This window comes from Streptococcus sp. SN-1 (assembly GCF_041154385.1).
Classification (GTDB): domain Bacteria; phylum Bacillota; class Bacilli; order Lactobacillales; family Streptococcaceae; genus Streptococcus; species Streptococcus mitis_CT.
This window is the reverse complement of sequence record NZ_AP028929.1, coordinates 556,313-577,866: the sequence shown is the minus strand read 5'-3', so window position 1 is coordinate 577,866 and position 21,554 is coordinate 556,313. Positions and strand designations below refer to the sequence as shown.

The 21,554-nt window shown below is 40.5% G+C and carries 23 protein-coding genes; 2 read left to right on the top strand and 21 right to left on the bottom strand.

The genetic code is table 11. The annotated features are described in order from the left end of the window. Nucleotides 1-46: 46 nt before the first annotated feature. Nucleotides 47-565, bottom strand: coding sequence for a DNA starvation/stationary phase protection protein (locus tag ACAM22_RS02545; protein ID WP_050280517.1), 519 nt, complete (start codon nt 563-565; stop codon nt 47-49). Between the two features lie 259 nt (nt 566-824). Here ACAM22_RS02545 and ACAM22_RS02540 point away from each other — a divergent pair, with 259 nt between their 5' ends. Beyond that, nucleotides 825-1,382 (top strand): transposase, encoded by a 558-nt coding sequence (locus tag ACAM22_RS02540; protein ID WP_261050475.1) that lies wholly within the window; start codon nt 825-827, stop codon nt 1,380-1,382. Between the two features lie 37 nt (nt 1,383-1,419). Here ACAM22_RS02540 and tpiA read toward each other — a convergent pair whose 3' ends face one another. The 15 genes from tpiA to ACAM22_RS02465 all read right to left on the bottom strand — a co-directional run bounded on the left by tpiA (nt 1,420) and on the right by ACAM22_RS02465 (nt 14,440). Then, entirely contained in the window at nt 1,420-2,178 is a 759-nt protein-coding gene (gene tpiA, locus ACAM22_RS02535; RefSeq protein WP_000087893.1) for a triose-phosphate isomerase, read from the bottom strand. 97 nt (nt 2,179-2,275) lie between these two features. Beyond that, nucleotides 2,276-2,953, bottom strand: a complete 678-nt coding sequence (locus ACAM22_RS02530) for a DnaD domain-containing protein (protein ID WP_261050477.1) — start codon at nt 2,951-2,953, stop codon at nt 2,276-2,278. A gap of 8 nt (nt 2,954-2,961) precedes the next feature. Continuing rightward, complete coding sequence (gene metA / locus ACAM22_RS02525; RefSeq protein ID WP_023943671.1) at nt 2,962-3,906, bottom strand: homoserine O-succinyltransferase; 945 nt, start codon at nt 3,904-3,906, stop codon at nt 2,962-2,964. Nucleotides 3,907-4,285: 379 nt separating this feature from the next. Then, nucleotides 4,286-4,798 (bottom strand): adenine phosphoribosyltransferase, encoded by a 513-nt coding sequence (locus ACAM22_RS02520; protein WP_001049318.1) that lies wholly within the window; start codon nt 4,796-4,798, stop codon nt 4,286-4,288. 86 nt (nt 4,799-4,884) lie between these two features. Continuing rightward, nucleotides 4,885-5,643: a class I SAM-dependent methyltransferase gene (locus ACAM22_RS02515; RefSeq protein WP_153192202.1), complete on the bottom strand. Its 759-nt coding sequence runs from the start codon at nt 5,641-5,643 to the stop codon at nt 4,885-4,887. Between the two features lie 430 nt (nt 5,644-6,073). Then, nucleotides 6,074-6,763, bottom strand: a complete 690-nt coding sequence (rplA, locus tag ACAM22_RS02510) for a 50S ribosomal protein L1 (RefSeq protein WP_001085675.1) — start codon at nt 6,761-6,763, stop codon at nt 6,074-6,076. A gap of 207 nt (nt 6,764-6,970) precedes the next feature. After that, on the bottom strand, nt 6,971-7,396 hold the full coding sequence (gene rplK / locus ACAM22_RS02505; RefSeq protein WP_001085806.1) for a 50S ribosomal protein L11: 426 nt from the start codon (nt 7,394-7,396) through the stop codon (nt 6,971-6,973). A 122-nt stretch (nt 7,397-7,518) separates the two neighbouring features. Next, on the bottom strand, nt 7,519-8,235 hold the full coding sequence (gene ldcB, locus ACAM22_RS02500; protein WP_369606905.1) for an LD-carboxypeptidase LdcB/DacB: 717 nt from the start codon (nt 8,233-8,235) through the stop codon (nt 7,519-7,521). 2 nt (nt 8,236-8,237) lie between these two features. Then, on the bottom strand, nt 8,238-8,708 hold the full coding sequence (locus tag ACAM22_RS02495) for an HIT family protein (protein ID WP_369606904.1): 471 nt from the start codon (nt 8,706-8,708) through the stop codon (nt 8,238-8,240). A 1-nt stretch (nt 8,709) separates the two neighbouring features. Continuing rightward, on the bottom strand, nt 8,710-9,747 hold the full coding sequence (locus ACAM22_RS02490) for a M42 family metallopeptidase (protein WP_369606903.1): 1,038 nt from the start codon (nt 9,745-9,747) through the stop codon (nt 8,710-8,712). A gap of 97 nt (nt 9,748-9,844) precedes the next feature. Next, nucleotides 9,845-11,170, bottom strand: coding sequence for a branched-chain amino acid transport system II carrier protein (brnQ, locus tag ACAM22_RS02485; RefSeq protein WP_369606902.1), 1,326 nt, complete (start codon nt 11,168-11,170; stop codon nt 9,845-9,847). A 170-nt stretch (nt 11,171-11,340) separates the two neighbouring features. Next, nucleotides 11,341-11,628 (bottom strand): rhodanese-like domain-containing protein, encoded by a 288-nt coding sequence (locus ACAM22_RS02480; protein WP_369606901.1) that lies wholly within the window; start codon nt 11,626-11,628, stop codon nt 11,341-11,343. Nucleotides 11,629-11,788: 160 nt separating this feature from the next. Then, entirely contained in the window at nt 11,789-12,367 is a 579-nt protein-coding gene (locus tag ACAM22_RS02475; RefSeq protein ID WP_261066264.1) for a uracil-DNA glycosylase family protein, read from the bottom strand. Between the two features lie 53 nt (nt 12,368-12,420). After that, nucleotides 12,421-13,821, bottom strand: a complete 1,401-nt coding sequence (gene pepV, locus ACAM22_RS02470) for a dipeptidase PepV (RefSeq protein WP_369606900.1) — start codon at nt 13,819-13,821, stop codon at nt 12,421-12,423. Nucleotides 13,822-13,834: 13 nt separating this feature from the next. Then, entirely contained in the window at nt 13,835-14,440 is a 606-nt protein-coding gene (locus ACAM22_RS02465) for a nitroreductase family protein (RefSeq protein ID WP_101514737.1), read from the bottom strand. 171 nt (nt 14,441-14,611) lie between these two features. On the opposite strand from ACAM22_RS02465, the gene ACAM22_RS02460 reads away from it, so the two are divergent. Continuing rightward, nucleotides 14,612-15,412 (top strand): amino acid ABC transporter substrate-binding protein, encoded by an 801-nt coding sequence (locus ACAM22_RS02460; protein WP_000714641.1) that lies wholly within the window; start codon nt 14,612-14,614, stop codon nt 15,410-15,412. A gap of 179 nt (nt 15,413-15,591) precedes the next feature. On the opposite strand, the gene ACAM22_RS02455 is transcribed toward ACAM22_RS02460, so the two are convergent. The 5 genes from ACAM22_RS02455 to ACAM22_RS02435 form a co-directional block, all read right to left on the bottom strand. After that, nucleotides 15,592-16,425: a metallophosphoesterase gene (locus ACAM22_RS02455; RefSeq protein ID WP_369606899.1), complete on the bottom strand. Its 834-nt coding sequence runs from the start codon at nt 16,423-16,425 to the stop codon at nt 15,592-15,594. After that, nucleotides 16,415-18,262, bottom strand: coding sequence for an excinuclease ABC subunit UvrC (uvrC, locus tag ACAM22_RS02450; RefSeq protein WP_369606898.1), 1,848 nt, complete (start codon nt 18,260-18,262; stop codon nt 16,415-16,417). The genes ACAM22_RS02455 and uvrC overlap by 11 nt, the downstream gene beginning before the upstream one ends. Nucleotides 18,263-18,300: 38 nt before the next feature. Beyond that, on the bottom strand, nt 18,301-19,002 hold the full coding sequence (locus ACAM22_RS02445) for a M57 family metalloprotease (protein ID WP_369606897.1): 702 nt from the start codon (nt 19,000-19,002) through the stop codon (nt 18,301-18,303). A gap of 78 nt (nt 19,003-19,080) precedes the next feature. Continuing rightward, nucleotides 19,081-20,313: a peptidoglycan bridge formation alanyltransferase MurN gene (gene murN / locus ACAM22_RS02440; protein ID WP_369606896.1), complete on the bottom strand. Its 1,233-nt coding sequence runs from the start codon at nt 20,311-20,313 to the stop codon at nt 19,081-19,083. 4 nt (nt 20,314-20,317) lie between these two features. Next, a complete protein-coding gene (locus tag ACAM22_RS02435) occupies nt 20,318-21,538 on the bottom strand; it encodes an aminoacyltransferase (RefSeq protein WP_261050487.1) in 1,221 nt (406 codons plus the stop codon). Nucleotides 21,539-21,554: the final 16 nt, after the last annotated feature.

Genomic DNA, 21,554 nt, shown 5'->3' with positions numbered 1-21,554 from the left:
ATCCGTAAGAGGAATCCTACAGATTTTTATATGATTATTCTATTTCTTACAAACCAGGTGCTTGTCCAAGTTCTGCTGCAAGCATCCAGATTGTTTTATCAGTTTCAGTTTTAGCATCTGAGAAGATACCGTTTGTCACATCATCACCCTCTTCATCAGTGACATCCAAACCTTTTTGGAAGAGTTCTGACAAGTAACGGTAGATAGCAAGAACACGTTCCAAGCTTTCTTCAACATTACGGTATTCACCAGCTTCTTCTTCGATTTCACTGTTTTGAAGGAATTCTGTCAATGTAGAGAATGGGCTACCTCCAAGTGTAATCAAGCGTTCGCTGATTTCATCCAATTGACCGTCAAGAGTTTCCATATACTCATCCATTTTTGGATGCCATACAAGGAAACCACGACCACGCATATACCAGTGTACTTGGTGCAAAGCCACATGAGCTACGTACAAATCAGCAACAGCTTGATTCAATACTTCCTTTGTTTTTGCCAATGCTACTGGCGCTGCTTTTGTTAATGATGTTACATCTTTTACTGCTTCTTTTTTCAATTCTACCATTATTTTTACCTCATTCATTATTATTTGTAATCACTTCTTAATGATTACTACCTTAGTATACTACTAAGAATAACCAATAGCAAGCCAAATGACTCACATGAGAAAAGTTGCAATAGACTGATAATTTAAGAATTTGGGCTCTATAATATTTGTAGTGGGTAAATCCCCTATAGATATTATGGAGCCTATTTTGTTGTAGAAAAAAAGTCCCATAAGATCTATAATGAAAAGCGACAAAACCATCATTAGAAAGAATCATATGGAACAATTACATTTTATCACAAAACTACTCGATATTAAAGACCCTAATATCCAAATTATAGACATCATCAATAGGGATACCCACAAAGAAATCATCGCTAAACTGGATTATGAGGCCCCTTCTTGTCCTGATTGTGGAACTCTAATGAAGAAATATGACTTTCAAAAACCATCTAAGCTCCCTTACCTCGAAACAACTGGTATGCCTACTAGAATTCTCCTTAGAAAACACCACTACCATCTCTATCAACTCTTGCTTTTTCACTTTCAGAACAAAGAGGCAGACAAATTTTTCGGACTTATTGAGGACAATCTTAAGCTGGTTCATCCTCTTTTTCAGACTGTCTTTAAAACCTTCCTAAAGGATAAAGAGAAGATTGCCAACGCCCTTCAACTACTCTATTCCAACGCCAAACTGGAAGCCACCAATAATCTCATCAAACTTATCAAGCGCAATGCCTTTGGATTTCGGAATTTTGAAAACTTCAAAAAACGGATTTTTATCGCCCTAAATATCAAAAAAGAAAGGACGAAATGTGTCCTTTCTCGAGCTTAGCTTTTCTTCAACCCACTACAGTTGACAAAGAGCCTAATTATTTTACAAAGTCAAGCAAAGCCAAGAAGCTTTCTGCTTCAAGTGACGCACCACCTACAAGGGCACCGTCAACGTCTGGACAAGCCATGTATGAAGCAACGTTCTCAGGTTTAACAGAACCACCGTATTGAACACGAACTTTGTCTGCAACTTCTTGACCGAAGTCAGCAGCTACAACGTCACGAACAACTTTACACATTTTTTGTGCATCGTCTTGTGAAGCTGATTTACCAGTACCGATAGCCCAGATTGGCTCATAAGCGATAACTGAGGCAGCAACTTGTTCAGCAGTCAATCCAGCCAATGCAGCAGATACTTGAGCACCTACAAATTCAGCAGCTTTACCAGCTTCGTAAGTTTCAAGTGACTCACCACAACAGATGATTGGAAGCATACCGTTTGCAAAGATTGCTTTTGCTTTTTTGTTGATATCTTCGTCAGTTTCATGGAAGTAGTCACGGCGTTCTGAGTGACCGATAACAACGTAGTCAGTACCGATTTCTTTCAAAACTTGTGGGCTAGTTTCACCAGTGAAAGCACCTGCATTTTCAAAGTAGCAGTTTTGAGCAGCAACTTTAAGGTTTGAACCTTTTGCAGCAGCAAGAACAGTTGTCAAATCAAGAGCTGGAGCAGCGATACCTGCTTCAACAAGATCTGATGAAGGAAGTTTTGATGCAACTGCTTCAACGAATGCTTTTGCTTCTTCTGGATTTTTGTTCATTTTCCAGTTACCAGCGATAAATGGTTTACGTGACATTTCACATACCTCTTTTTTCAATTTATTTTCTATTTATTTTATCACAATTAAACACAGCTTGCAAATCTTACTCGGATTTCAAGCCTGCTTACATGGATTAATCCTTCCAGAGATCCATGGCATTTCTGAAATCTGCCGATACCTGTGTCAACTGAGGATTGCTTGCTTCTCTTTCTGCTCGCTTGGCCTCAATTTGAGCCACACTTTTGATACCTTCATGGCGCCAGTTTCTCAAAATCGCCTGAATGTACTTCCAATTTGCTTTTCCATTCAAAACAGCTTCACGAAGAGCTTCCTTAATCAAGTCAGCACTGGTTCCATCTTCCTTTAGTGTCTTGGTCAAATCCTCAATCTCAAAAGGTGTCAACAAGCGACCCAACTCCTGTTGGAAGGTTTCTACCAAATCCTTGAGCTGGTTTTGAGGTGTCAACTGGTCTGAACTCGAAGTAGGAGCTCCAAGCAAGTCATCCAAACGTTCCAAGGCCAAACTAGCATCAAAAAGCAATTCAATTTCACCATTTAATTCGATGGTTCGATACTGAAGCAGTCCCCTCTCCGTCAGATTGGAAATAGCCTGATTGACATCCGAAATTTCCTTGCCAATCCTGTCAGCAATCTGGCTTGGTGACATTTCTTCAAAGCCTGTCGTATTTTGCAAATAGAAAAATTGCCAGACCAGAAAATCATCGCTAGAAGGAAAGAGTTCCTTAAAATGCAAGAGCAGGGCACTCGGTAAAACCAAGTTCCCTGATTTAAAAGCGTCTAAATATGTCATAATTCCTCTTATAAATACCCATATGCAGATGCATCATCTTCTATTTTTCTCCAGTCAAAAGGCGTCTCCTGATAGACCGCATAGTTCACCCAGTTACTGAAAAAGAGGGCTGCTGATGAAGACCAACACAGACAAGGTGTCTGATTAACATCATCATCCTTAAAGTAATTTTCTGGAATATGTGGGTCTAAACCTGCGTCACGATCTCGGAAATACTCTTTTGCCAAGGTATCACGGTCATACTCCAAATGCCCAAAACTATAAATTTCTCGTAAGTCACGACTGGCCAAAATCGAAACCCCAACCTGAGGTCCTTCTGATAAAATTTCAAGATTGGTCTTGTTTAAGACTTCTTCCTTAGAAATCTCCGTATGCCGTGAATGAGGAGATACATAGCTATCGTCAAAGCCTCTAAAGAGAAGATGACCCTCCTTTAAGGTGTCCTGAGGATAGATACCCGATAACTTACTGTCCATCTGGTATTTTTCCACTCCATAGCGCAGATAAAGACCAGCCTGAGCACCCCAACAGATATGAAGGGTCGAATAGACATGAGTCTTGGACCACTCGATTACCTGACTGAATTCCTCCCAATAATCCACTTCCTCAAATGGTAAATGCTCAACTGGAGCACCCGTGATAATCATGCCATCAAAATACTCATCTTTGACTTCAGGAAAAGTTTTATAAAAGGTCTCCATGTGCTCTGAACGAGTTGTTTTAGAACGGTGGCTCTCCATATAGAGAAAATCGATATCCAGTTGCAGGGGTGTATTGGCCAAATGGCGTAACAATTGAGTCTCTGTGACCATTTTTTGTGGCATAAGATTTAAGATTAAAATCTTTAAAGGACGGATATCTTGGTGGGCCGCACGTTGATCATCCATGACAAAGATATTCTCTGTCCGTAAAATCTCAACAGCTGGTAATTTTTTATCAATTCGAATCGGCATAACCCTCTCCTAACTGTATTCTTTCAGGAATCATTGCATATGTTTGAAACTCTTCGAAAATCTCTTCAAACCGCGTCAACGTCGCCTTGCCGTAGATATGGTTACTGACTTCGTCAGTTCTATCCACAACCTCAAAACAGTGTTTTGAGCTGACTTCGTCAGTCTTATCTACAACCTCAAAGCAGTGCTTTGAGCAACCTGCGGCTAGTTTCCTAGTTTGCTCTTTGATTTTCATTGAGTATGAAACTAAATCTCAAACACTTAGTCCTTTTATTATACTGCAAGAAGATATAGTTTTCAATTATAGTTTTTCTCTAACTAGCTATAGTCTATTTTTATATCCTAATGTAGAGAAAACAGCCCTAGGGACTGTTTTTCATTAATAATGCATAAGAACCTTGTAATCGTAGTCACCGATTTTTTCACGACCGTTCAATTCATCCAATTCAACAAGGAAGGCACAACCTGCTACAACACCACCAAGTTTTTCAATCATCTCGATAGTTGCCTTAACAGTTCCACCTGTTGCCAAGAGGTCATCTACGATAAGAACACGTTGACCTGGCTTAATAGCGTCAGCATGCATAGTCAAGGTATCAACACCGTACTCTTTTTCATAGTCAGCAGAAATAACTTCACGTGGCAATTTACCTGGTTTACGAACAGGTGCAAAACCAATTCCCAACTCAAAGGCAACTGGACAGCCCACGATAAATCCACGAGCCTCAGGACCTACAATCATGTCAATTTTCTTGTCAGTCGCATACTGAACGATTTCACGAACAGCGTAGCTATAAGCATTCCCATCAGCCATCAAAGGACTGATATCACGGAAGGTAATCCCTTCCTTTGGATAATTTTCAATTGTTGCAATGTAATCTTTTAAATTCATCTTTTTCTTTCTTTCAAAGTTTTTTACTCTCTATTATAGCATATTTTTTAAGAAAGAAAAAAGGAAAAGTTAACATCAATAATTATCTAACGATTTGACGATTTATGACTAGCCATAGCAATAAAGCCCAAGTTCTTTTTATTCTTATCAAACATTTTATACATAGTTAAAAACTGCTTTCTATTCTCCTTTTTACAAGCATTTACACAAATTTTCAAGGTTCCTAGCCAACCTTCGTCATAAATCATACCCGATAATTTCATTAATGTCATTTCACCAGTCAATACTTTCACATCACAATAACCTGATTCTATCATCAGCTCTTCCCAACCATCTTGAGTTAAAGGACCTACATTCACATGAATTGCTTGCGACAATTCCTGTCTGACAGACTCTTTAGCTTCCTTAAGAAGCACATCATGTGTCAAGAGAAGACCCTCAGGTTTTAAAACCCTTAAATATTCCATTACACATTTTTTCTTAGCTTGATCGGCTTGCATAGTCAGCATAGCTTCATTTATAACAATATCAAAACTAGCATCTTCATAAGGAAGTTTCATTGCATTAGCTCTTTCAAAACTGATTAAATGAGCAACACCTGCCGTTTCAGCAGATTTTTTAGCCACTTCTAAAGCTTGAGCATCCATATCAACAGCAGTTATCTTACAACCAAAACGCTGTGCCAACTCAATTGCTGTAGTTCCCCTATTGCACGCAACTTCTAGTATTCTCTTTTCTTTTGAAAATCCTCCTTCCTCAATTAACCAATCTGTAGCACGTTTTCCACCTGGACGTAAGCGTTTTTTCCCTAATTTTGCTAAAAACTTATGACCTGCTTCTGACATTTGAACACCTCTGTTTTTTCTTCATTATAACATAAAATGATATTATCTGACAATTCTAATCTATTATTTGATAAACTAGAATCAAAAGCATACAAACCACCATGACTATAGCATAAATCTATTAATCAACTCTCTAGTTCGAATTCAACTCCTTCCATCATTTACACATTCAGGTTACGACTATTTTTGTACTTTGGAATTGCTCTCTTCTTCATCCGCTCTACGAACCTCCACCTTTCTGTTCGTAGAGCCACGATTTCGCTATCCCTTCCTCTCCCAGCTACCTCACGATAGTCAGGCTTGGGAATCGCTATTGGGTTCACCGGTAGCAGGTGCCTACCGAGGACTTACACCTCAGATGTACGACATGCCCGTCGTACGCCAAAAAAACGAGCACTTTCGTACTCGTTCTCTCTGTATAAACTACTGATTAAAGTGAGTTTACGTCAACTTTGATACCAACACCTTGAGTAGTTGTGATCGTCAAGTTTGTTACGTAAGTTCCTTTAGCTGTAGCTGGTTTTGCTTTTTGAATTGTTTCGTTGAAAGCTTTGAAGTTTTCAACCAATTTTTCAGCTTCAAATGATACTTTACCGATGATTGCTTGAACGTTACCTGCACGGTCAGCACGGTAAGTGATTTTACCACCTTTAGACTCTTCAACTGCTTTAGCAACATCCATTGTTACAGTACCAGTTTTAGGGTTTGGCATCAAGTTACGTGGTCCAAGGACACGTCCAAGACGTCCAACAAGAGCCATCATGTCAGGTGTAGCGATAACTACGTCGAAGTCCAACCAACCGTCGTTGATTTTAGCAACAAGGTCATCTTCACCAACAAAGTCTGCACCAGCAGCTTTTGCTTCTTCAGCTTTTGCACCACGTGCGAAAACAAGAACGCGTGAAGTTTTACCAGTACCGTTTGGCAATACCATTGCTCCACGGATTTGTTGGTCAGCCTTTTTAACGTCGATGTTCAAGTTGTAAGCAACTTCTACAGTTGCGTCAAATTTTGCAAAGTTAGTTTCTTTTGCAAGTGCTACAGCTTCTTCTACGCTGTATGCTTTTGTGCTGTCGATTTTCTCAAGAGCAGCACGAAGTTGTTTGCTTTTTTTAGCCATTTTCTATTCTCCTTGTAAGTGGTTCAATCGATTTTCATCTCCCACGTCACTTCTCGAAATGATGAAGTCTTGCGGGTTTTCAGTCTATTATTTTTCTTTTCCTACGTCGTCAAGTTCCCTTGCTGTACCCAAGTACAAGCATCAGTCACTTGCCTAGTATGAAAAGCAACTAATAGACTGCTGTGAGATTTTCTAGTGTGCTATTGATTAGTCAACAACAGTGAATCCCATAGAACGAGCAGTACCTTCGATCATACGCATTGCAGACTCAATGTTTGCTGCGTTCAAATCTGGCATCTTAGTTTCTGCAATTTCTTGTACTTGTGCACGAGTAACTGTAGCAACTTTAGTTTTGTTAGGTGTACCTGATCCTTTTTCAACACCTGCAGCTTTTTTCAAAAGAACAGCAGCTGGTGGTGTTTTAGTGATGAAAGTAAATGATTTATCTTCGTAAACTGAGATAACAACTGGAATGATCATACCAGCTTGGTCAGCTGTACGAGCGTTGAACTCTTTTGTGAATCCCATAATGTTGATACCAGCTTGACCAAGAGCAGGTCCAACCGGTGGAGCTGGTGTAGCTTTACCAGCAGGGATTTGCAATTTTACAAGTTTTTCGACTTTTTTAGCCATTTTTAAATCCTCCTTTGTGGTTTTGGCGGTAATTAAAGATTTTTACCTCCCACAAGTATGCTTTTTACATACCCATCTATTATACACTATTTATCTAGAATTGCAAGAGAAAAGTTTATTTTTTAATCGACATAATCTCCGCCTTCAAAGCCGTAATACTCTTCCAAACTGAGACCACTCTCAGCAATTTCTTTAGCTTCTTTTCCGACATAACGAAGGTGCCATTCTTCAGCCATATAGCCTGTTTCCTTTTCCTTACCTTTGAGATAACGGACAACAAAACCATAATCAGCCGCATGGTCCAAGAGCCATTGGGCCGCTTTTTCTTCTGTCACCAAATCACCATTTGTCCCAATCACATCAAAAGCCAACCCTGTCTGGTGCTCACTATAGCCAGGACGAGCAGAATAACGATCGGCAGCTTCTTTCCCATCTTGGTTGACATAATCTTGATAGAGCTTGGTCTGAGTTTCATAACTTCTAAAACCACTGTAATGGTCACTAATCGGGAAACCTGCCTCTTGCATCGCTTTGATGAGTTTGATCAACTCTGCCTTGGCTGTTGGATTTTCCCCTGGATTGTAATCTTTTGACAAAGGATAATGTTTATTTGCTACGATGATTTCATCGTATTTCCCTTGGATGCTGTAGTAGTCACCTTTATTAACCACTTCTGCTTTTTTCTGGGCAGCTCCTTGAGGCTTACTTCCGACTGTTCCATCAGCTTTGGCTGTTTGTTCTGTCTTAGCTGCGCCATCTTCATTTTTTACTTTTTCTTGTGAACAAGCTGCTAGACTCAAGGCTAGCAAAGCTGTCAAGATAAGGTATCTTTTTTTCATTTCTACTCCTTTATTTCTAATAGTTTATCTACTTCTGACGATAAACATTCGACTAATCTTTTAATCTCTTCCGGTTTTGCTTTGCAGGTTTCTGCTGTCATTTCTTCAAAGGGAACCCACCAAACTGGACCACGTCCCTTGAGACCATGACCATTCATATCACCTCTTCGTCTAGGAAAAAGATGCCAGTGGAGATGGGCATCGCCATTTCCTAGCAGTTCGATATTCATTTTCTCAGCAGCAAAGGCCTTGGCAACTGCCTCTTGGACTAGACTCATTTCTTCGAGAAAACGGAGTCTTGTTTCCTTTTTCAAATGGTGCAATTCCGTGACGTGTTCCTTGGCTAGAAAGAGACTATAGCCTTCAAAATACTGATGGTCTCCAATCACAAGATAGCCTGTTTCCAACTCTTTGACAAAGTAAGGATTTTCTTCCTTCTTGATGAGGTCAATTCTCTGGCAAATCAGGCACATATTAGTCTACCAACCCACTCTTAAGATAAGCATCAACCATACGCTCTGTTGCGACCACCGAGTCAATATGAGTACGCTCATAAGAATGACTAGACTCGATACCCGCACCAAGAAGAGCGTGTTTAACTTCTGCACCTGCAGACATAGCCGCTGAAGCGTCCGAACCATAAAATGGATAGATATCCAGCTTGAATGGAATATCTTGGTTTTTAGCCAAGGTCACCAAATGTTGACGGAAGTCATAGTGATAAGGACCTGAAGCATCCTTGACACAGATGGACACTGTGTACTCATCTGTTTGCTGATCATCCCCCATAGCTCCCATATCCACAGCCAGATATTCGACTACTTGAGCAGGAATATTAGAATTAGCACCATGCCCCACTTCTTCAAAGACTGAAAAGGCAAAATGGGTTGTTACTGGCAACTCAATCTTCTCTTCCATATAAATACGAAGCAGGTTAAGCAAAATCGCCGCGCTGACCTTGTCATCCAAATGGCGAGACTTGATAAAACCTGTCTCTGTCACGACAGTTCGTGGGTCAAAACTGATAAAATCACCGACCTCAATGCCAAGAGCACGAGTTTCTTTTTCACTGGTTACTTTGGCGTCCAAACGCACTTCCATATTGTCCTGAGTGCGTTCTGCAGTTCCTGCATCCTTATAGACATGACAAGAAGTTTGGTGGATGAGGATGGTGCCTGATACCTTTTGACCTGTGCTTGCCACATGAACGATACAGTTTTCTCCTTCAATCATGTTCCAAGGAAAGCCACCGATACGGTCCATTTTGAGACGGCCATCTGGTTTGACAGCACGGACAATAGCACCAAGCGTATCTACATGGGCAGTCACATAGCGATGCTCTTCATCATTTTGACCTTTGATAGTTACATTGACACCGCCCTTGGCTGTGCGAACTGGCTGGTAACCAAAACCTTCTAAAGTCTTGACTAAATAGTCCGAAACCTCACGAGTGAAGCCCGTTGGCGACGCAATGGCTGTCAGTTCTTTGATATATTCTACTGTTTGATTCATTTCTTCACCTCTTTTGCTACCTATTATAACACATTTATCATCGGATAAAAAAAGAAAATCACTCCTGTAGACTTGGCTACAAAAGTGATTTTAATGGTTATTCCATTTCAAAAACATCACTTTCTTGCTTGTTTGGTAGAACCAATGAGAGCAAGATTCCGACAATAGCTGGCACCAACCATGGAAGAGATGCCTTGGCAAAAGGAAGAGCGTTGACAAGGTTTGCAAGAAACTCAACCTTAAACGAGCTTCCTAATACGCTTGCAATGGCAATAGCTGTAACAACAGCAATTGTCAACTGCATACCTGGTTTTGAAAGAGCCACAAATTTGTTGACAATGACAATCATAACGATGGCAATCGTGATTGGGTACAAGATAACCAGTACAGGGATTGAGTACTTGATAATCGCATCAAGACCCAAATTGGCAATGGCAAATCCAATCAAGGTAAAGGCTGTCGCATAAACCTTGTAACTGATTTGCGGGAAGCGCTCATTAAAGAACTCAGCTGTAGACACAATCAAACCAACTGTTGTTGTGAAGCAGGTTACGGTAACCATAGCTGCAAGGAAGAGTTGAGCTGTTGAACCAAAAATTTCTTGAGTAGCTTGTGACAAGATGTAAACACCTGGTGTTCCACCCTTCATCGCTTCAGCTGGTACTGGGAAATGATTTCCAAGGAAACCTAAACCGATGTAAAGAGCGCTGAAAGCAAGGGCAACAACGATACCAACCACCCAAATAGTTGAAATGTATTCTTTCTTACTTGAAAATCCAAGTTGTTTCAAGGTTTGAACTGCGATTACGCTAAAGGCAACTGAAGCAAGGGCGTCCAAGGTATTGTAACCTTCTAGGAAACCTGTACCAAAGGCAGAAGCTTGATAAGCCACTGAAGCAGCTTGAGGACTTGTTCCACCGTATTTGAAAGCTCCCAGAACAACCAAGATAACAATCAAAATCGCAAAGACTGGCGTTAAAATACGTCCAATGCGGTCCAAGATTTTTGATGGATTGAGCGAAATTAGATACGCTGCTGCAAAGTAAAGAACCGTAAAGACAATCAAACCAAGACCTTTATTTGCATCCAACAAAAGGGGGCTAATCCCTACTTCGTAAGCTGTTGTAGCTGTACGTGGGATGGCAAAGAATGGACCGATTGACAAGTAAAGAACCGAAAGGTAAAGAGTCGCAAACCAAGGCGCTATCTTTGTTGAAATCTCGTAGATATATCCTTTAGGATTTAGCGTTCCAATAATAAGAGTCAAGACGGCGATACCGACGCCTGAAAAGACAAAACCTGCGATGGCAGGAAGAAAATGTTCTCCAGATAGAGCACCTAGAGAAGGCGGAAAAATCAAGTTCCCCGCACCAAAAAATATTCCAAACAGGAGTAAACCTGTTAAGGCACCTTTTTTAGCCATGAAAATCTCCTTCATATTTATAAAATACTGACCTAGTATATCATGAATAGGAGTATGAAAAAAGCTTCACGAAGTAAATATTGAATGTTTTCAAGATTCTTAAAAATTAGAATTGTCTAAAAATAAAATTCTCCTACCTAGTCCACACCAAGTAGGAGAAATGCAAATTTTTAAAGTTCTTCAAAGGCCATCATGCCACCTTGAATATTGATAACCTCATAACCTTGTTCAGCTAGAAATTGACAAGCACGCGCCGATCTCATCCCAGATTTGCAAATAACATAATGTAACTGGTCCTTATCCAACTGATCATAGGTATCAGCCAATTGACTAAGTGGCAGGTTGTGGGCGCCTTCTAAATGAAGAGCTTCAAACTCATCCACTTCTCTCACGTCCACTAGAGAAAGTTGGTCATTTTGGTAAAGCTGGTAAAATTCGTCAAAGGAAATTTCTTTCATTCTTTTTCTCCTAATACTCTTCGAAAATCTCTTCAAACCACGTCAGCGTCGCCTTACCGTACGTATAGTTACTGACTTCGTCAGTTCTATCCACAACCTCAAAACTGTGTTTTGAGCAACCTGCGGCTAGCTTCCTAGTTTGCTCTTTGATTTTCATTGACTATAAAATAGTTTTAATTCTTTTTTTCAAATCCGGCACCACTTCTGACTCAAACCAAGGATTTTTGGCCATCCAGATTTGATTGCGTGGTGATGGGTGTACCAGTGGAAAATAGGTTGGCAAGTAGTTCTGGTAGTGTTTTACCCGTTCTGTCACCTTGCCACTGATTTTCTCCTGTAAATAGTAGGCCTGCGCATATTGCCCAATCAATAGGGTCAATTGAATATCGGGTAATTCTTGCAAGAGCTGTGGATGCCATTTTTCTGCAAATCCAGTTCTCGGTGGCAGATCACCTGACTTGCCATGCCCTGGAAAGTAGAAATCCATAGGCAAAACAGCAAAATATCCTGAATTGTAAAAGGTATCTTCATCCACACCTAGCCAGTCTCTCAGGCGGTCACCACTCTTATCTTTCCAATAAAGGCCTGCTTCTTGGGTTTTAAGACCAGGCGCTTGACCGATGATATTGATGCGAGCAGTCTTTGGCGCTGCAAAGAGAGGCTCGATGCCACGCTTTGTATAGCTGACATTCTGCGGATCTGCCATAATAGCCTGCTTGATTCTTTCAATTTGAGACATCTACTTTCCCTCCAAAAAGAAGTCTAAGCATAGCATCTCAGACTTCTATCGTTTTATTTGATCAATTCGTAAATAGCTTCGGCATAGATTGCTGCAGCTCGGAAGAGATCGTCCAAAGCGATAAATTCATTGGCTTGGTGCATGGTGTCAATTGAGTCTGGGAACATAGCACCATAGGCAACACCTCGTTCTAGCAAGCGACCAAAGGTTCCACCACCGATGACTTGCTCGTGACCTTTAAGACCAGTTTGTTTTTCATAAACATTCAACAAGGTTTGCACAAGTGGATCTTCCATCGGCACATAGTGAGGGGTGTGACCGTGCTCAGAAAGGCTAACAGAAGCAACTGGCAAGTTTTCAAGGATTGACTTGATTTGTTCTGGACTTGTTCCTTTTGGATAGCGGATGTTAAGGGCAATGGTATTATCAGCGCTTGTTTCATCGAAGCGGAAGACGCCGGCATTCATAGAAAGGGCACCCAACTTTTCATCCACATGAGCAATCTTGAGATTTTCACCCTCATGGTCGTTCAAGAGAATTTTACCAGCGATGTCAAGGTAGTCTTTGGCTGGACCAGCAAAGTTAAACTGGCTAAGGAAGAGGGCTAGGTAAGTCGCACCATTGACACCTGAAGCAGGCATAGCACCGTGGGCTGATTTACCAATGATGGTAACCTTGTACTGACCGTTTTCTTCTTGGAGTTCTCCTCTAAGTTTGTGTTCTGCAACAAAGGCATCTAGTTTCCCTTGCAAGTCAGCCAAATCACCTGAAACGACTGCTGTTGCTGATTCTGGTACCATGTTTTCACGCAAACCACCTGTGAAGCTGTGAAGACGGGCAGCACCTGCATTTTCACCTGCAAAGTGGAGGTATTCCGTGATATTTCCTTTTTCACCATTGATGATAGGGAATTCAGCGTCTGGAGAGAAACCAAAGTCTGGTTTTGCAAGTCCTACGTGCTCGAAATAGTAGTCCATGTCTGCCCAGCCTGATTCTTCATCTGTTCCAACGATGAAACGAACTTTCTTAGAAGTTGGAAGTCCCAATTCTTTGATGATTTTCAAACCATAGTAACAAGCTGTTGTAGGTCCCTTGTCATCAGAAGCTCCACGCGCATAGAGGCGACCGTCTTTGATAGTTGGTGTGTAAGGGTCTGTGTCCCAACCGCTACCAGCTGGAACCACGTCCATGTGAGCAAAGATTCCGAGAACTTCTTCTCCATCACCAAACTCAAAATGTCCTGCATAGTTGTCAACATTTTTAGTTAGGTAGCCATCGCGGTCTGCGATTTCAAGGAATTTTTCCAAGGCTTTTACCGGCCCAGGTCCAAATGGATGCTCAGCATCAGCCTTGCTGTCATCACGTTCTGAGTTGATTTCCAAAAGGCTAAACAAGTCAGCCAAGAGGTCTTCTTTGCGTTTTTCTACTTCTGCTGTAAAATCAATTGTTGTCATTTCTTTCTTCTTTCTATCTTTTCTCGATGATTTCATCTACTGGCAAGCGGTAGCTTGGTTCCAATTTTTCGTCTGTATAACCCACTGTAATCAAGAGTTCTGGGCGGAAGCGGTCTTCAATTTCCAAAACCTCATTGACTTTTGATTTGTCAAATCCAAGGATCAAATTTGATCCGATTCCTTGGTCTGTAAGAGCCAGAACCAAATTCATAGCAACCAAACCTGCATTGAGGGCTAGGTAGTCGCTGACTTGTTGTTCATTGTAACGGGCAAATTCAGCAGGCAAATTTTTCATAAAGTATTGAAGTTGTTCTTCTGAGAAATTGTTAGCACCACCAACTCGGGCAATCTTACGAGCACGTTTAGCCAAATCTGTGTCTGTAAACAAGGCAATGGTTACAGGCGCTGATGATACCTGTTCAAAGTTTGAACCGTAAGCCAATTTTGCCAGCTCAGCATTTTTCTCACGCACCACTACAAATTTCCAAGGCTGGCTGTTGTGGGCGCTTGGAGCCAAGGTTGCAATTTCGATAGCCGTACGCACATCTTTTGGATCAACAGGCTTATCAGTAAACTGCTTAGTCGCATGACGTTTTTTGTTTAATTCAAGAAATTTCATAATCGATTTCCTTTTCTAATTCTACTGTTTCCATTCTACCATAATTTGAAAGAGCTTGCAGGGATTTTTCATGATTAAGATTTTTTATCACAGACATAAAAAATATATATTGGTTCATCAAGACAGTTTCTGATAAACTAGCAGATAACTTTACATTTGAATGGAGACATTATGAAAAAATTTAGCCTATTACTAGCCATCCTACCATTTTTGGTTGCCTGCGGGAATCAAGCCACACCCAAAGAGACCAGCTCTCAAAAGACAATCGTCGTTGCTACAGCTGGTGATGTGCCACCATTTGACTACGAAGACAAGGGCAATCTGACAGGCTTCGATATCGAAGTTCTAAAGGCAGTGGATGAAAAACTCAGCGACTACGAGATTCAATTCCAAAGAACTGCCTGGGAGAGTATCTTCCCAGGACTTGATTCTGGTCACTATCAAGCTGCAGCCAATAACTTGAGTTACACAAAAGAGCGTGCTGAAAAATACCTTTACTCACTTCCAATTTCGAACAATCCCCTCGTCCTTGTCAGCAACAAGAAAAATCCTTTGACTTCTCTTGACCAAATTGCTGGTAAAACAACACAAGAGGATACCGGAACTTCAAACGCTCAATTCATCAATAACTGGAACCAAAAACACACTGACAATCCCGCTACTATCGATTTTTCTGGAGAGGATATCGGTAAACGAATCCTAGACCTCTCTAACGGCGAATTTGATTTCCTCGTTTTTGACAAGGTATCCGTTCAAAAAATCATCAAGGATCGTGGCTTAGACCTCTCAGTCGTTGATTTACCTTCTGCCGATAGCCCCAACAACTATATCGTTTTCTCAAGCGACCAAAAAGAGTTTAAAGAGAAATTTGATAAAGCGCTCAAAGAACTCTACCAAGATGGAACCCTTGAAAAACTCAGCAATACCTATCTAGGTGGCTCTTACCTTCCAGATAAATCTCAATTACAATAATACTCTTCGAATATCTCTTCAAACCACGTCAGCTCTATCTGCAACCTCAAAACAGTGTTTTGAGCAGCCTACGTCTAGCTTCCTAGTTTGCTCTTTAATTTTCATTGAGTATAAGATATACTAAAAGCGATTGGATCAGCCAATCGTTTTTAGTTTGCATTGGTTATTTTAGGAAACTTTTACAAAAAATCAAAATAATCTTTCACATCCTCTACATACCCATGCTTTTCTATTAAGCTGGCTAAGAGTTCCAGATTGTGTCCCTGATAGTTATCTTCACGACGTAATTCTTCATACATTTCGATAAAGGGAAGCCCCTTGGACTTGGCCAATTCTAACTCAGCCTCGTAATCATAAGCAACTTTACGAAATAGGATATTTACCAATTCCCCATCTTCAACCTCTATCACGGCATACTGGGCACGGTGATTTTTTAACGCCTCCCAATTAAAATAGGGCATACCAATCGAACCTGGATTGATGATTTGTTGCCCTTGACTACCATAACGAAGCAACTGCTTGTGAACATGACCATAGACTGCCACGTCCGTTTCCTCATCTAGCAGTTGGTCAAATTTCTCTGTATCATTCTCAACTAGCAAGTCACCACCATAGTTCTTATTTGGCAAATTATGAGAGATAGAAAAGCGCAATCCGTCAATTTCTTTCTTTTCCAGCAAAGGCAAGCTTCGTAGCCAGACAATCGTTGCAGGATCCATTTGCTCCATCAAAAACTGGGTCATGCGCATTGACTGGATTTCTTTCGGATGTTCCAAACCATATTCGCCATCCAAGGCCTCAAGGACACGATCATCCCAATTGCCTCGAACACTGGTTGTGATAGGAAGGTCCTTTAGCAGGGCTACCAAGTCATTTGCACCTGGACCAGGAAGAAAAATATCTCCCAGAAGCCAGTACTCACTGACTCCTTGATTTTTAGCATCTGCAATCACTGCTTCTAAGGCTGTAGCATTGCCATGAATATCTGATAAAATTGCGATTTTATGATTCATTGTGGTTTCCTTCCGTTTGGTAATCTACTTTTTCTTCCGCCACTTGAGCCAATTCCACTTCTTCCTGCGGGTTCAACTTCCTCTGCACAGCCTCTGCAACAGCTCTAGGCACTCCAACTTCGACAATCTCATCCACACTGGCTTCCTTGATTTTTGTCAGAGACTTGAAATGCTTCATGAGATTCTGCTTGCGCTTAGGTCCCAGGCCATCAATGCCATCCAGTTGTGATGAAAAGGAATTTTTGGAGCGCAGTTGGCGGTGGAAAGTAATGGCAAAGCGGTGCACCTCATCTTGAATGCGTTGGAGGAGGAAAAATTCCTGAGAATTGCGAGATAACTCCACCACCTCAAGAGGATCTCCAAAGAGCAATTCATGGGTTTGGTGCTTGTCATTTTTTTGCAGACCTGCAATTGGAATATCCAAGCCCAGCTCTTCTTGGATAACCTGCTTGGCGATATTGACTTGACCTTGTCCCCCATCGATGACAATCAAATCTGGAGGAGTCAAACCGTCACGCTGTACTCGACCATAGCGTCTGCGGATAACCTCTCGCATACTAGCATAGTCGTCTGGTCCAACTACAGTCTTGATTTTATACTTACGATAATCTTTTTTACTTGGTTTGCCGTTGACAAAGACCACCATGGCTGAAACAGGACTAGTTCCCATGATATTGGAGTTATCGAAGGATTCGATACGGACTGGGGTGGGAATTTGGAGCAAGTGTCCTAGATTTTCAATAGCTCCTTGTGTCTTTTCGACAGATTTTTCTAACAGATTGAACTTCTGCTCCAGACTAACACGTGCATTCTTTATAGCCAGATGGACCAGTTGCTTTTTCTCTCCACGCTGGGGTTTGAGAATCTTAGTATCCACTAAGGCCTTGACGGCTTCTTCATCAATATCCTGCGGAATCAGCACCTCATTAGGAACTAGGTGAGATTTTTCTTGATAAAATTGTCCCACATAGGTTAGAAAGTCCTCATCCGGATCATTATAATAAGGGAAAAGATTGACATCGCGCTCAATAAGCTTTCCCTGACGGACAAAGAAAACCTGAACACACATCCATCCCTTGTCCGCATAGTAACCGAAGACATCACGATTTTGGAGATCCTTAACCATGACCCGTTGCTTGGTTCGAAGCGTTCCAATGGCTTGAATTAGGTCACGGTATTCCGCCGCACGTTCAAATTCCATAGTCTGGGCTGCCGTTTCCATCTTGCCCTTTAGGTCATCAATGATTTTGTCATCTTGCCCTTTTAGGAAATCAGAAACCTCCTGAGCCATAGACTTGAAGTAGGACTCATCCTTCTTACAGATAGTGTGGGCCATACATTGACCGATATGGTAATAAAAACAAACCTTAGAAGGAGGATTGGTACACTTACGAAAAGGGAAAATCCGATCCAGTAGTCGCTTGATTTCATTGGCTGCTCCCACATCTGGATAGGGACCAAAATAGAGACCTCCATCCTTCTTGATCTGACGGGTGATAATCAAACGAGGATAGCGCTCATTGGTAATTTTGATGAAAGGATAAGACTTATCATCCTTGAGCATGATATTGTACTTAGGCTTATTTTCCTTGATCAGATTGATTTCTAGGAGAAGTGCCTCAATATTAGACTCCGTAACGATAAATTCAAAATCCACAATTTCAGACACCAGAGCCTCTGTCTTGGTATCGTGACTCCCACGGAAATAAGACCTCACGCGGTTACGCAGATTTTTTGCCTTTCCTACATAGATAATGGTGCCGTTTTTATCCTTGTGAATGTAACAACCAGGGCTGGTCGGCAAGAGCTCTAGTTTTGATTTAATCAAGTTATTCATAGTTCCATTATAACAAAAAAGTAGGGAAAGATAACTCCCTACTCATTGGTCTCATATAATTTTCGAAGTCTTTCAACATCCTCTTCCTGGATACCATAAAAGGAACCTGCAGGTTGCATCACAGACTTCTCATCTGTATGGTCCAAGCCAATTGCATGCCCCAACTCATGTTCTGCCGTATGGACAAGGCGCTCATAGGAATAGCCATAGTTAGGATTGGACAAATAATAATGATTCAACCGCACCGTTACAGACAAGAATTGCCCCGTTAAGAGATTGGTCTGACTTTCCGCCTCTCCTGCCACAGGAGTGCCTCCGTCATTCATCTCCGTAGCCATAATATCTGCCTTACTGGACTCGGTGACAATTTCAAAGTTAAAAGCACCAGTTTGATTCCAATTCTGAATTGCTTCTAAATATGCCTCTTGAAAGCGTGAATCCATCTGCGGATCCAAGTAAATACGAGCAGAAGCCTGTGGCCATCTTCCTTCAGAATGCTGGTGGCTATCTGTCTGGTTCAACTTAGGCAGTTGCCCTGTTCTTTCCCATTGGTCGATACTTTGTTGACCAATTTTTACTGACCGTTCTGCTTGCTTCAGCGCCCCTTGAAAATCCCCGTTCAGATACCAGAGAAATCCAAAAGCAAGAGTGCATAAAAGAAAAACAATCCAAACCAGGCGCCAAAACAAACGCCACACAAAAGAAAAGAAAGCCCCTATCAAACGAAAAATCCAGCGCATGTCTCTCCACCTTTCTAGCAAATAAAGACTATTTTACTAAAATAAGCTGAAAGAAAGCTAAATATTGGCTTTTTCATCTTAACGTCCTAATATTTTTTTAAATAACTGAATAGCTTTGTATTTTAAAGGCGATGGATGATAACGGAAAGTTCCTGCTTTACGTACAATATAGCCATTAAAATTCTGTTTAAAACGCAAAACACCATCACTACCATCAAAAATCCCTTGAATGCCCAGGAAGTTGTATTTAGGTATTCCACGTTTTATGCTTTCCAACATAACATATTTTTGAAGTAGTGCTGGGGCATAGAATTTATTAAACTCAGTGTAGGAGCCACTAAAGAGATAAGTCGTTTCCTGAGGCATATAAACAAATAAACTACCGGCTAAAACAATATCTTCTTCCCCATATTTTTCAATCAAATTTCGCGCTTCTGCTTTTCGAACTTCAAAAGTTTCAAATTGACTAGAATATTCTCTCAGTTGATTTTGTTTTTTCTCAGAATGAGGATTTTTACTCAAATCAAGTCGCAACTTGTCCAGGATTTCTTCTAGTTTACTTTGCTCACCTTGTAATTTGTTCATATATTCCGAAAAATTCAAGGTTGCTATGAGAAACTCAGCTTGTTCTCCAAAAGCATCATAAAAATGCTCATAGTATTCTAAACTTTTATCACTGTATTCTCTACGTTCAGAGGTTTCTTTTGTGATGTTCTTAAAAATTGATAGCTCTTCACGTTTTAACTTTTTCAACCGAATACCAAAAGTTTCAGCCTTTTTCACCAAAGGCTTCCCCTTTTTGCTAAAACTTTTAAGTAAATTCTTTTCAGTTAATTCAGTCAAATCCTTATAATATAACCAATCTGGTTCTCCACCTGGATATCCTGTCGTCAAACCATCAAATTGATAACCTAAATCAGTTAAACCTTGAATGATACTTTTTTTCTCAGTATCTATTGGATTACCTTCACTATCAAAAATTTGATAAGTTTCATAAGGTTTTACAAGCAACTCTAATACACCATTTTGCTTGGCATATTCTTTTAACTCCGCATAAAAAACTGGAAGGGCATCTTGTTGGGTATAAATCGGCCCCGAATTGAGCTCCATATGCAGACCACCTAGCATGGGCAAACTATAAACCAGAGCTGCAACTTGAATTTCTCCTTCTTGTTTTAAAGCAAGATAAACAATTTGAGCCCCTCTTTTTTCTAGCAAGTCACCCATCTGGACAGATTGCATAAAGGAACGAGAAGAAACCTGATCAGAATAAGCCTGAAACTCTTCTTTCGTGAGTGTTGTTAGTGCCATATACTTACTTTCTATGTTTTTTTCTTAATGTTTTACGGAAATCAAGAGCAAGTCTTAACAGAGGATAGAGAGGATGCGTAGGCATTGTAAATTCACCCAAGTATTCTTCAATTGTTGGATTAAATTTTTCCTTAAAATGATAAAGTCCACCATTGAGAGAGTTTTCAACACCACCTAAATTTTGCCACACCATACCTCTCTCAAAGGCATAGCGAGCTGTTTCATACCAAGTTAAAATTGGTGCATTGTAACGTTTAAAAGCATCATCCATACCAGCATATAGATTGACAGAAGTATTACCAAATTCCAAACTCAAAGTAGCTGCTAAAGGAATATTTGATTTTCCTCCATTCATATATCCCTGCAAGAAATCTCTTTCCTCTTCTAAACGTTCTTTTTCTTTTACATTTTCTTGAACTTTTGAAGGTTTGGTTGCATCACTAAATTTTTCTGCAACTACTCTATTTTTTTCCAGCTGTTCTTCTAATTCTCGTAAACGCTCAGAAACATCCAAACTCGTTAGCGTGATATAAGAATCTTCTTTAAAGTTATCTAATAGTTTTTTATAGTAGACTTCATTTCTTAAATGAATATCTTTTCGTTTCTCAGTTTTTTTCATCAACTCCGAAAACGAATCTAATAGTTCTAATCCACCATATTGAATCTTAAGCCCTTTGTTTCGAGCTGTTCGGATAGCTTGTCTTGTTGATTTAGAAAGTTTATCTTCCCCAAAATGTTGCTTGTATATTTTAGCCTGAATACGAGGTTGAATAGTATCATCCATCTCGGTTGTCTGCCCAGACCATTTCACTCCTAGTTGCCCTAAAGTCTCAACAAGAGCAAGATTTTCAGGATATTCTGTTTTATCTTGATTGACCAAATGTTGAGATAGACAAATACTTGGGTCAAAAGTCACAAAAACCGCTCTCTTACTACGAGCGTAAGACTTAATAGACTGCAGAACAAACTTTAAAACTTCTGTATCCCTGTAATCCAATATGGGACCTCTTGGAATATAAAACATTTTATACCCCAAAGGCAGAGACTTTATGAGAATACTAGCCACAGCCAGTAATTCTTCCCCTTCATAGACACCAAATCTCTCATGATTCCAATCAGATTTCACTTTTTCCCAAGCACTGCTTTGTAATACATTAGCTAATTCATGTTCTTTAACAAACTGATCATATTCTAATGTGGGAATGCCAATTTGATAACGGTACATTTCCTACTCTCTTTCC

Bases quoted from the DNA above. Each gene is read 5' to 3' on its own strand.
- ACAM22_RS02545 (WP_050280517.1), bottom strand. From the start codon at position 565: ATGGTAGAATTGAAAAAAGAAGCAGTAAAAGATGTAACATCATTAACA.
- ACAM22_RS02540 (WP_261050475.1), top strand. From the start codon at position 825: ATGGAACAATTACATTTTATCACAAAACTACTCGATATTAAAGACCCT.
- tpiA (WP_000087893.1), bottom strand. From the start codon at position 2,178: ATGTCACGTAAACCATTTATCGCTGGTAACTGGAAAATGAACAAAAAT.
- ACAM22_RS02530 (WP_261050477.1), bottom strand. From the start codon at position 2,953: ATGACATATTTAGACGCTTTTAAATCAGGGAACTTGGTTTTACCGAGT.
- metA (WP_023943671.1), bottom strand. From the start codon at position 3,906: ATGCCGATTCGAATTGATAAAAAATTACCAGCTGTTGAGATTTTACGG.
- ACAM22_RS02520 (WP_001049318.1), bottom strand. From the start codon at position 4,798: ATGAATTTAAAAGATTACATTGCAACAATTGAAAATTATCCAAAGGAA.
- ACAM22_RS02515 (WP_153192202.1), bottom strand. From the start codon at position 5,643: ATGTCAGAAGCAGGTCATAAGTTTTTAGCAAAATTAGGGAAAAAACGC.
- rplA (WP_001085675.1), bottom strand. From the start codon at position 6,763: ATGGCTAAAAAAAGCAAACAACTTCGTGCTGCTCTTGAGAAAATCGAC.
- rplK (WP_001085806.1), bottom strand. From the start codon at position 7,396: ATGGCTAAAAAAGTCGAAAAACTTGTAAAATTGCAAATCCCTGCTGGT.
- ldcB (WP_369606905.1), bottom strand. From the start codon at position 8,235: ATGAAAAAAAGATACCTTATCTTGACAGCTTTGCTAGCCTTGAGTCTA.
- ACAM22_RS02495 (WP_369606904.1), bottom strand. From the start codon at position 8,708: ATGTGCCTGATTTGCCAGAGAATTGACCTCATCAAGAAGGAAGAAAAT.
- ACAM22_RS02490 (WP_369606903.1), bottom strand. From the start codon at position 9,747: ATGAATCAAACAGTAGAATATATCAAAGAACTGACAGCCATTGCGTCG.
- brnQ (WP_369606902.1), bottom strand. From the start codon at position 11,170: ATGGCTAAAAAAGGTGCCTTAACAGGTTTACTCCTGTTTGGAATATTT.
- ACAM22_RS02480 (WP_369606901.1), bottom strand. From the start codon at position 11,628: ATGAAAGAAATTTCCTTTGACGAATTTTACCAGCTTTACCAAAATGAC.
- ACAM22_RS02475 (WP_261066264.1), bottom strand. From the start codon at position 12,367: ATGTCTCAAATTGAAAGAATCAAGCAGGCTATTATGGCAGATCCGCAG.
- pepV (WP_369606900.1), bottom strand. From the start codon at position 13,821: ATGACAACAATTGATTTTACAGCAGAAGTAGAAAAACGCAAAGAAGAC.
- ACAM22_RS02465 (WP_101514737.1), bottom strand. From the start codon at position 14,440: ATGAAATTTCTTGAATTAAACAAAAAACGTCATGCGACTAAGCAGTTT.
- ACAM22_RS02460 (WP_000714641.1), top strand. From the start codon at position 14,612: ATGAAAAAATTTAGCCTATTACTAGCCATCCTACCATTTTTGGTTGCC.
- ACAM22_RS02455 (WP_369606899.1), bottom strand. From the start codon at position 16,425: ATGAATCATAAAATCGCAATTTTATCAGATATTCATGGCAATGCTACA.
- uvrC (WP_369606898.1), bottom strand. From the start codon at position 18,262: ATGAATAACTTGATTAAATCAAAACTAGAGCTCTTGCCGACCAGCCCT.
- ACAM22_RS02445 (WP_369606897.1), bottom strand. From the start codon at position 19,002: ATGCGCTGGATTTTTCGTTTGATAGGGGCTTTCTTTTCTTTTGTGTGG.
- murN (WP_369606896.1), bottom strand. From the start codon at position 20,313: ATGGCACTAACAACACTCACGAAAGAAGAGTTTCAGGCTTATTCTGAT.
- ACAM22_RS02435 (WP_261050487.1), bottom strand. From the start codon at position 21,538: ATGTACCGTTATCAAATTGGCATTCCCACATTAGAATATGATCAGTTT.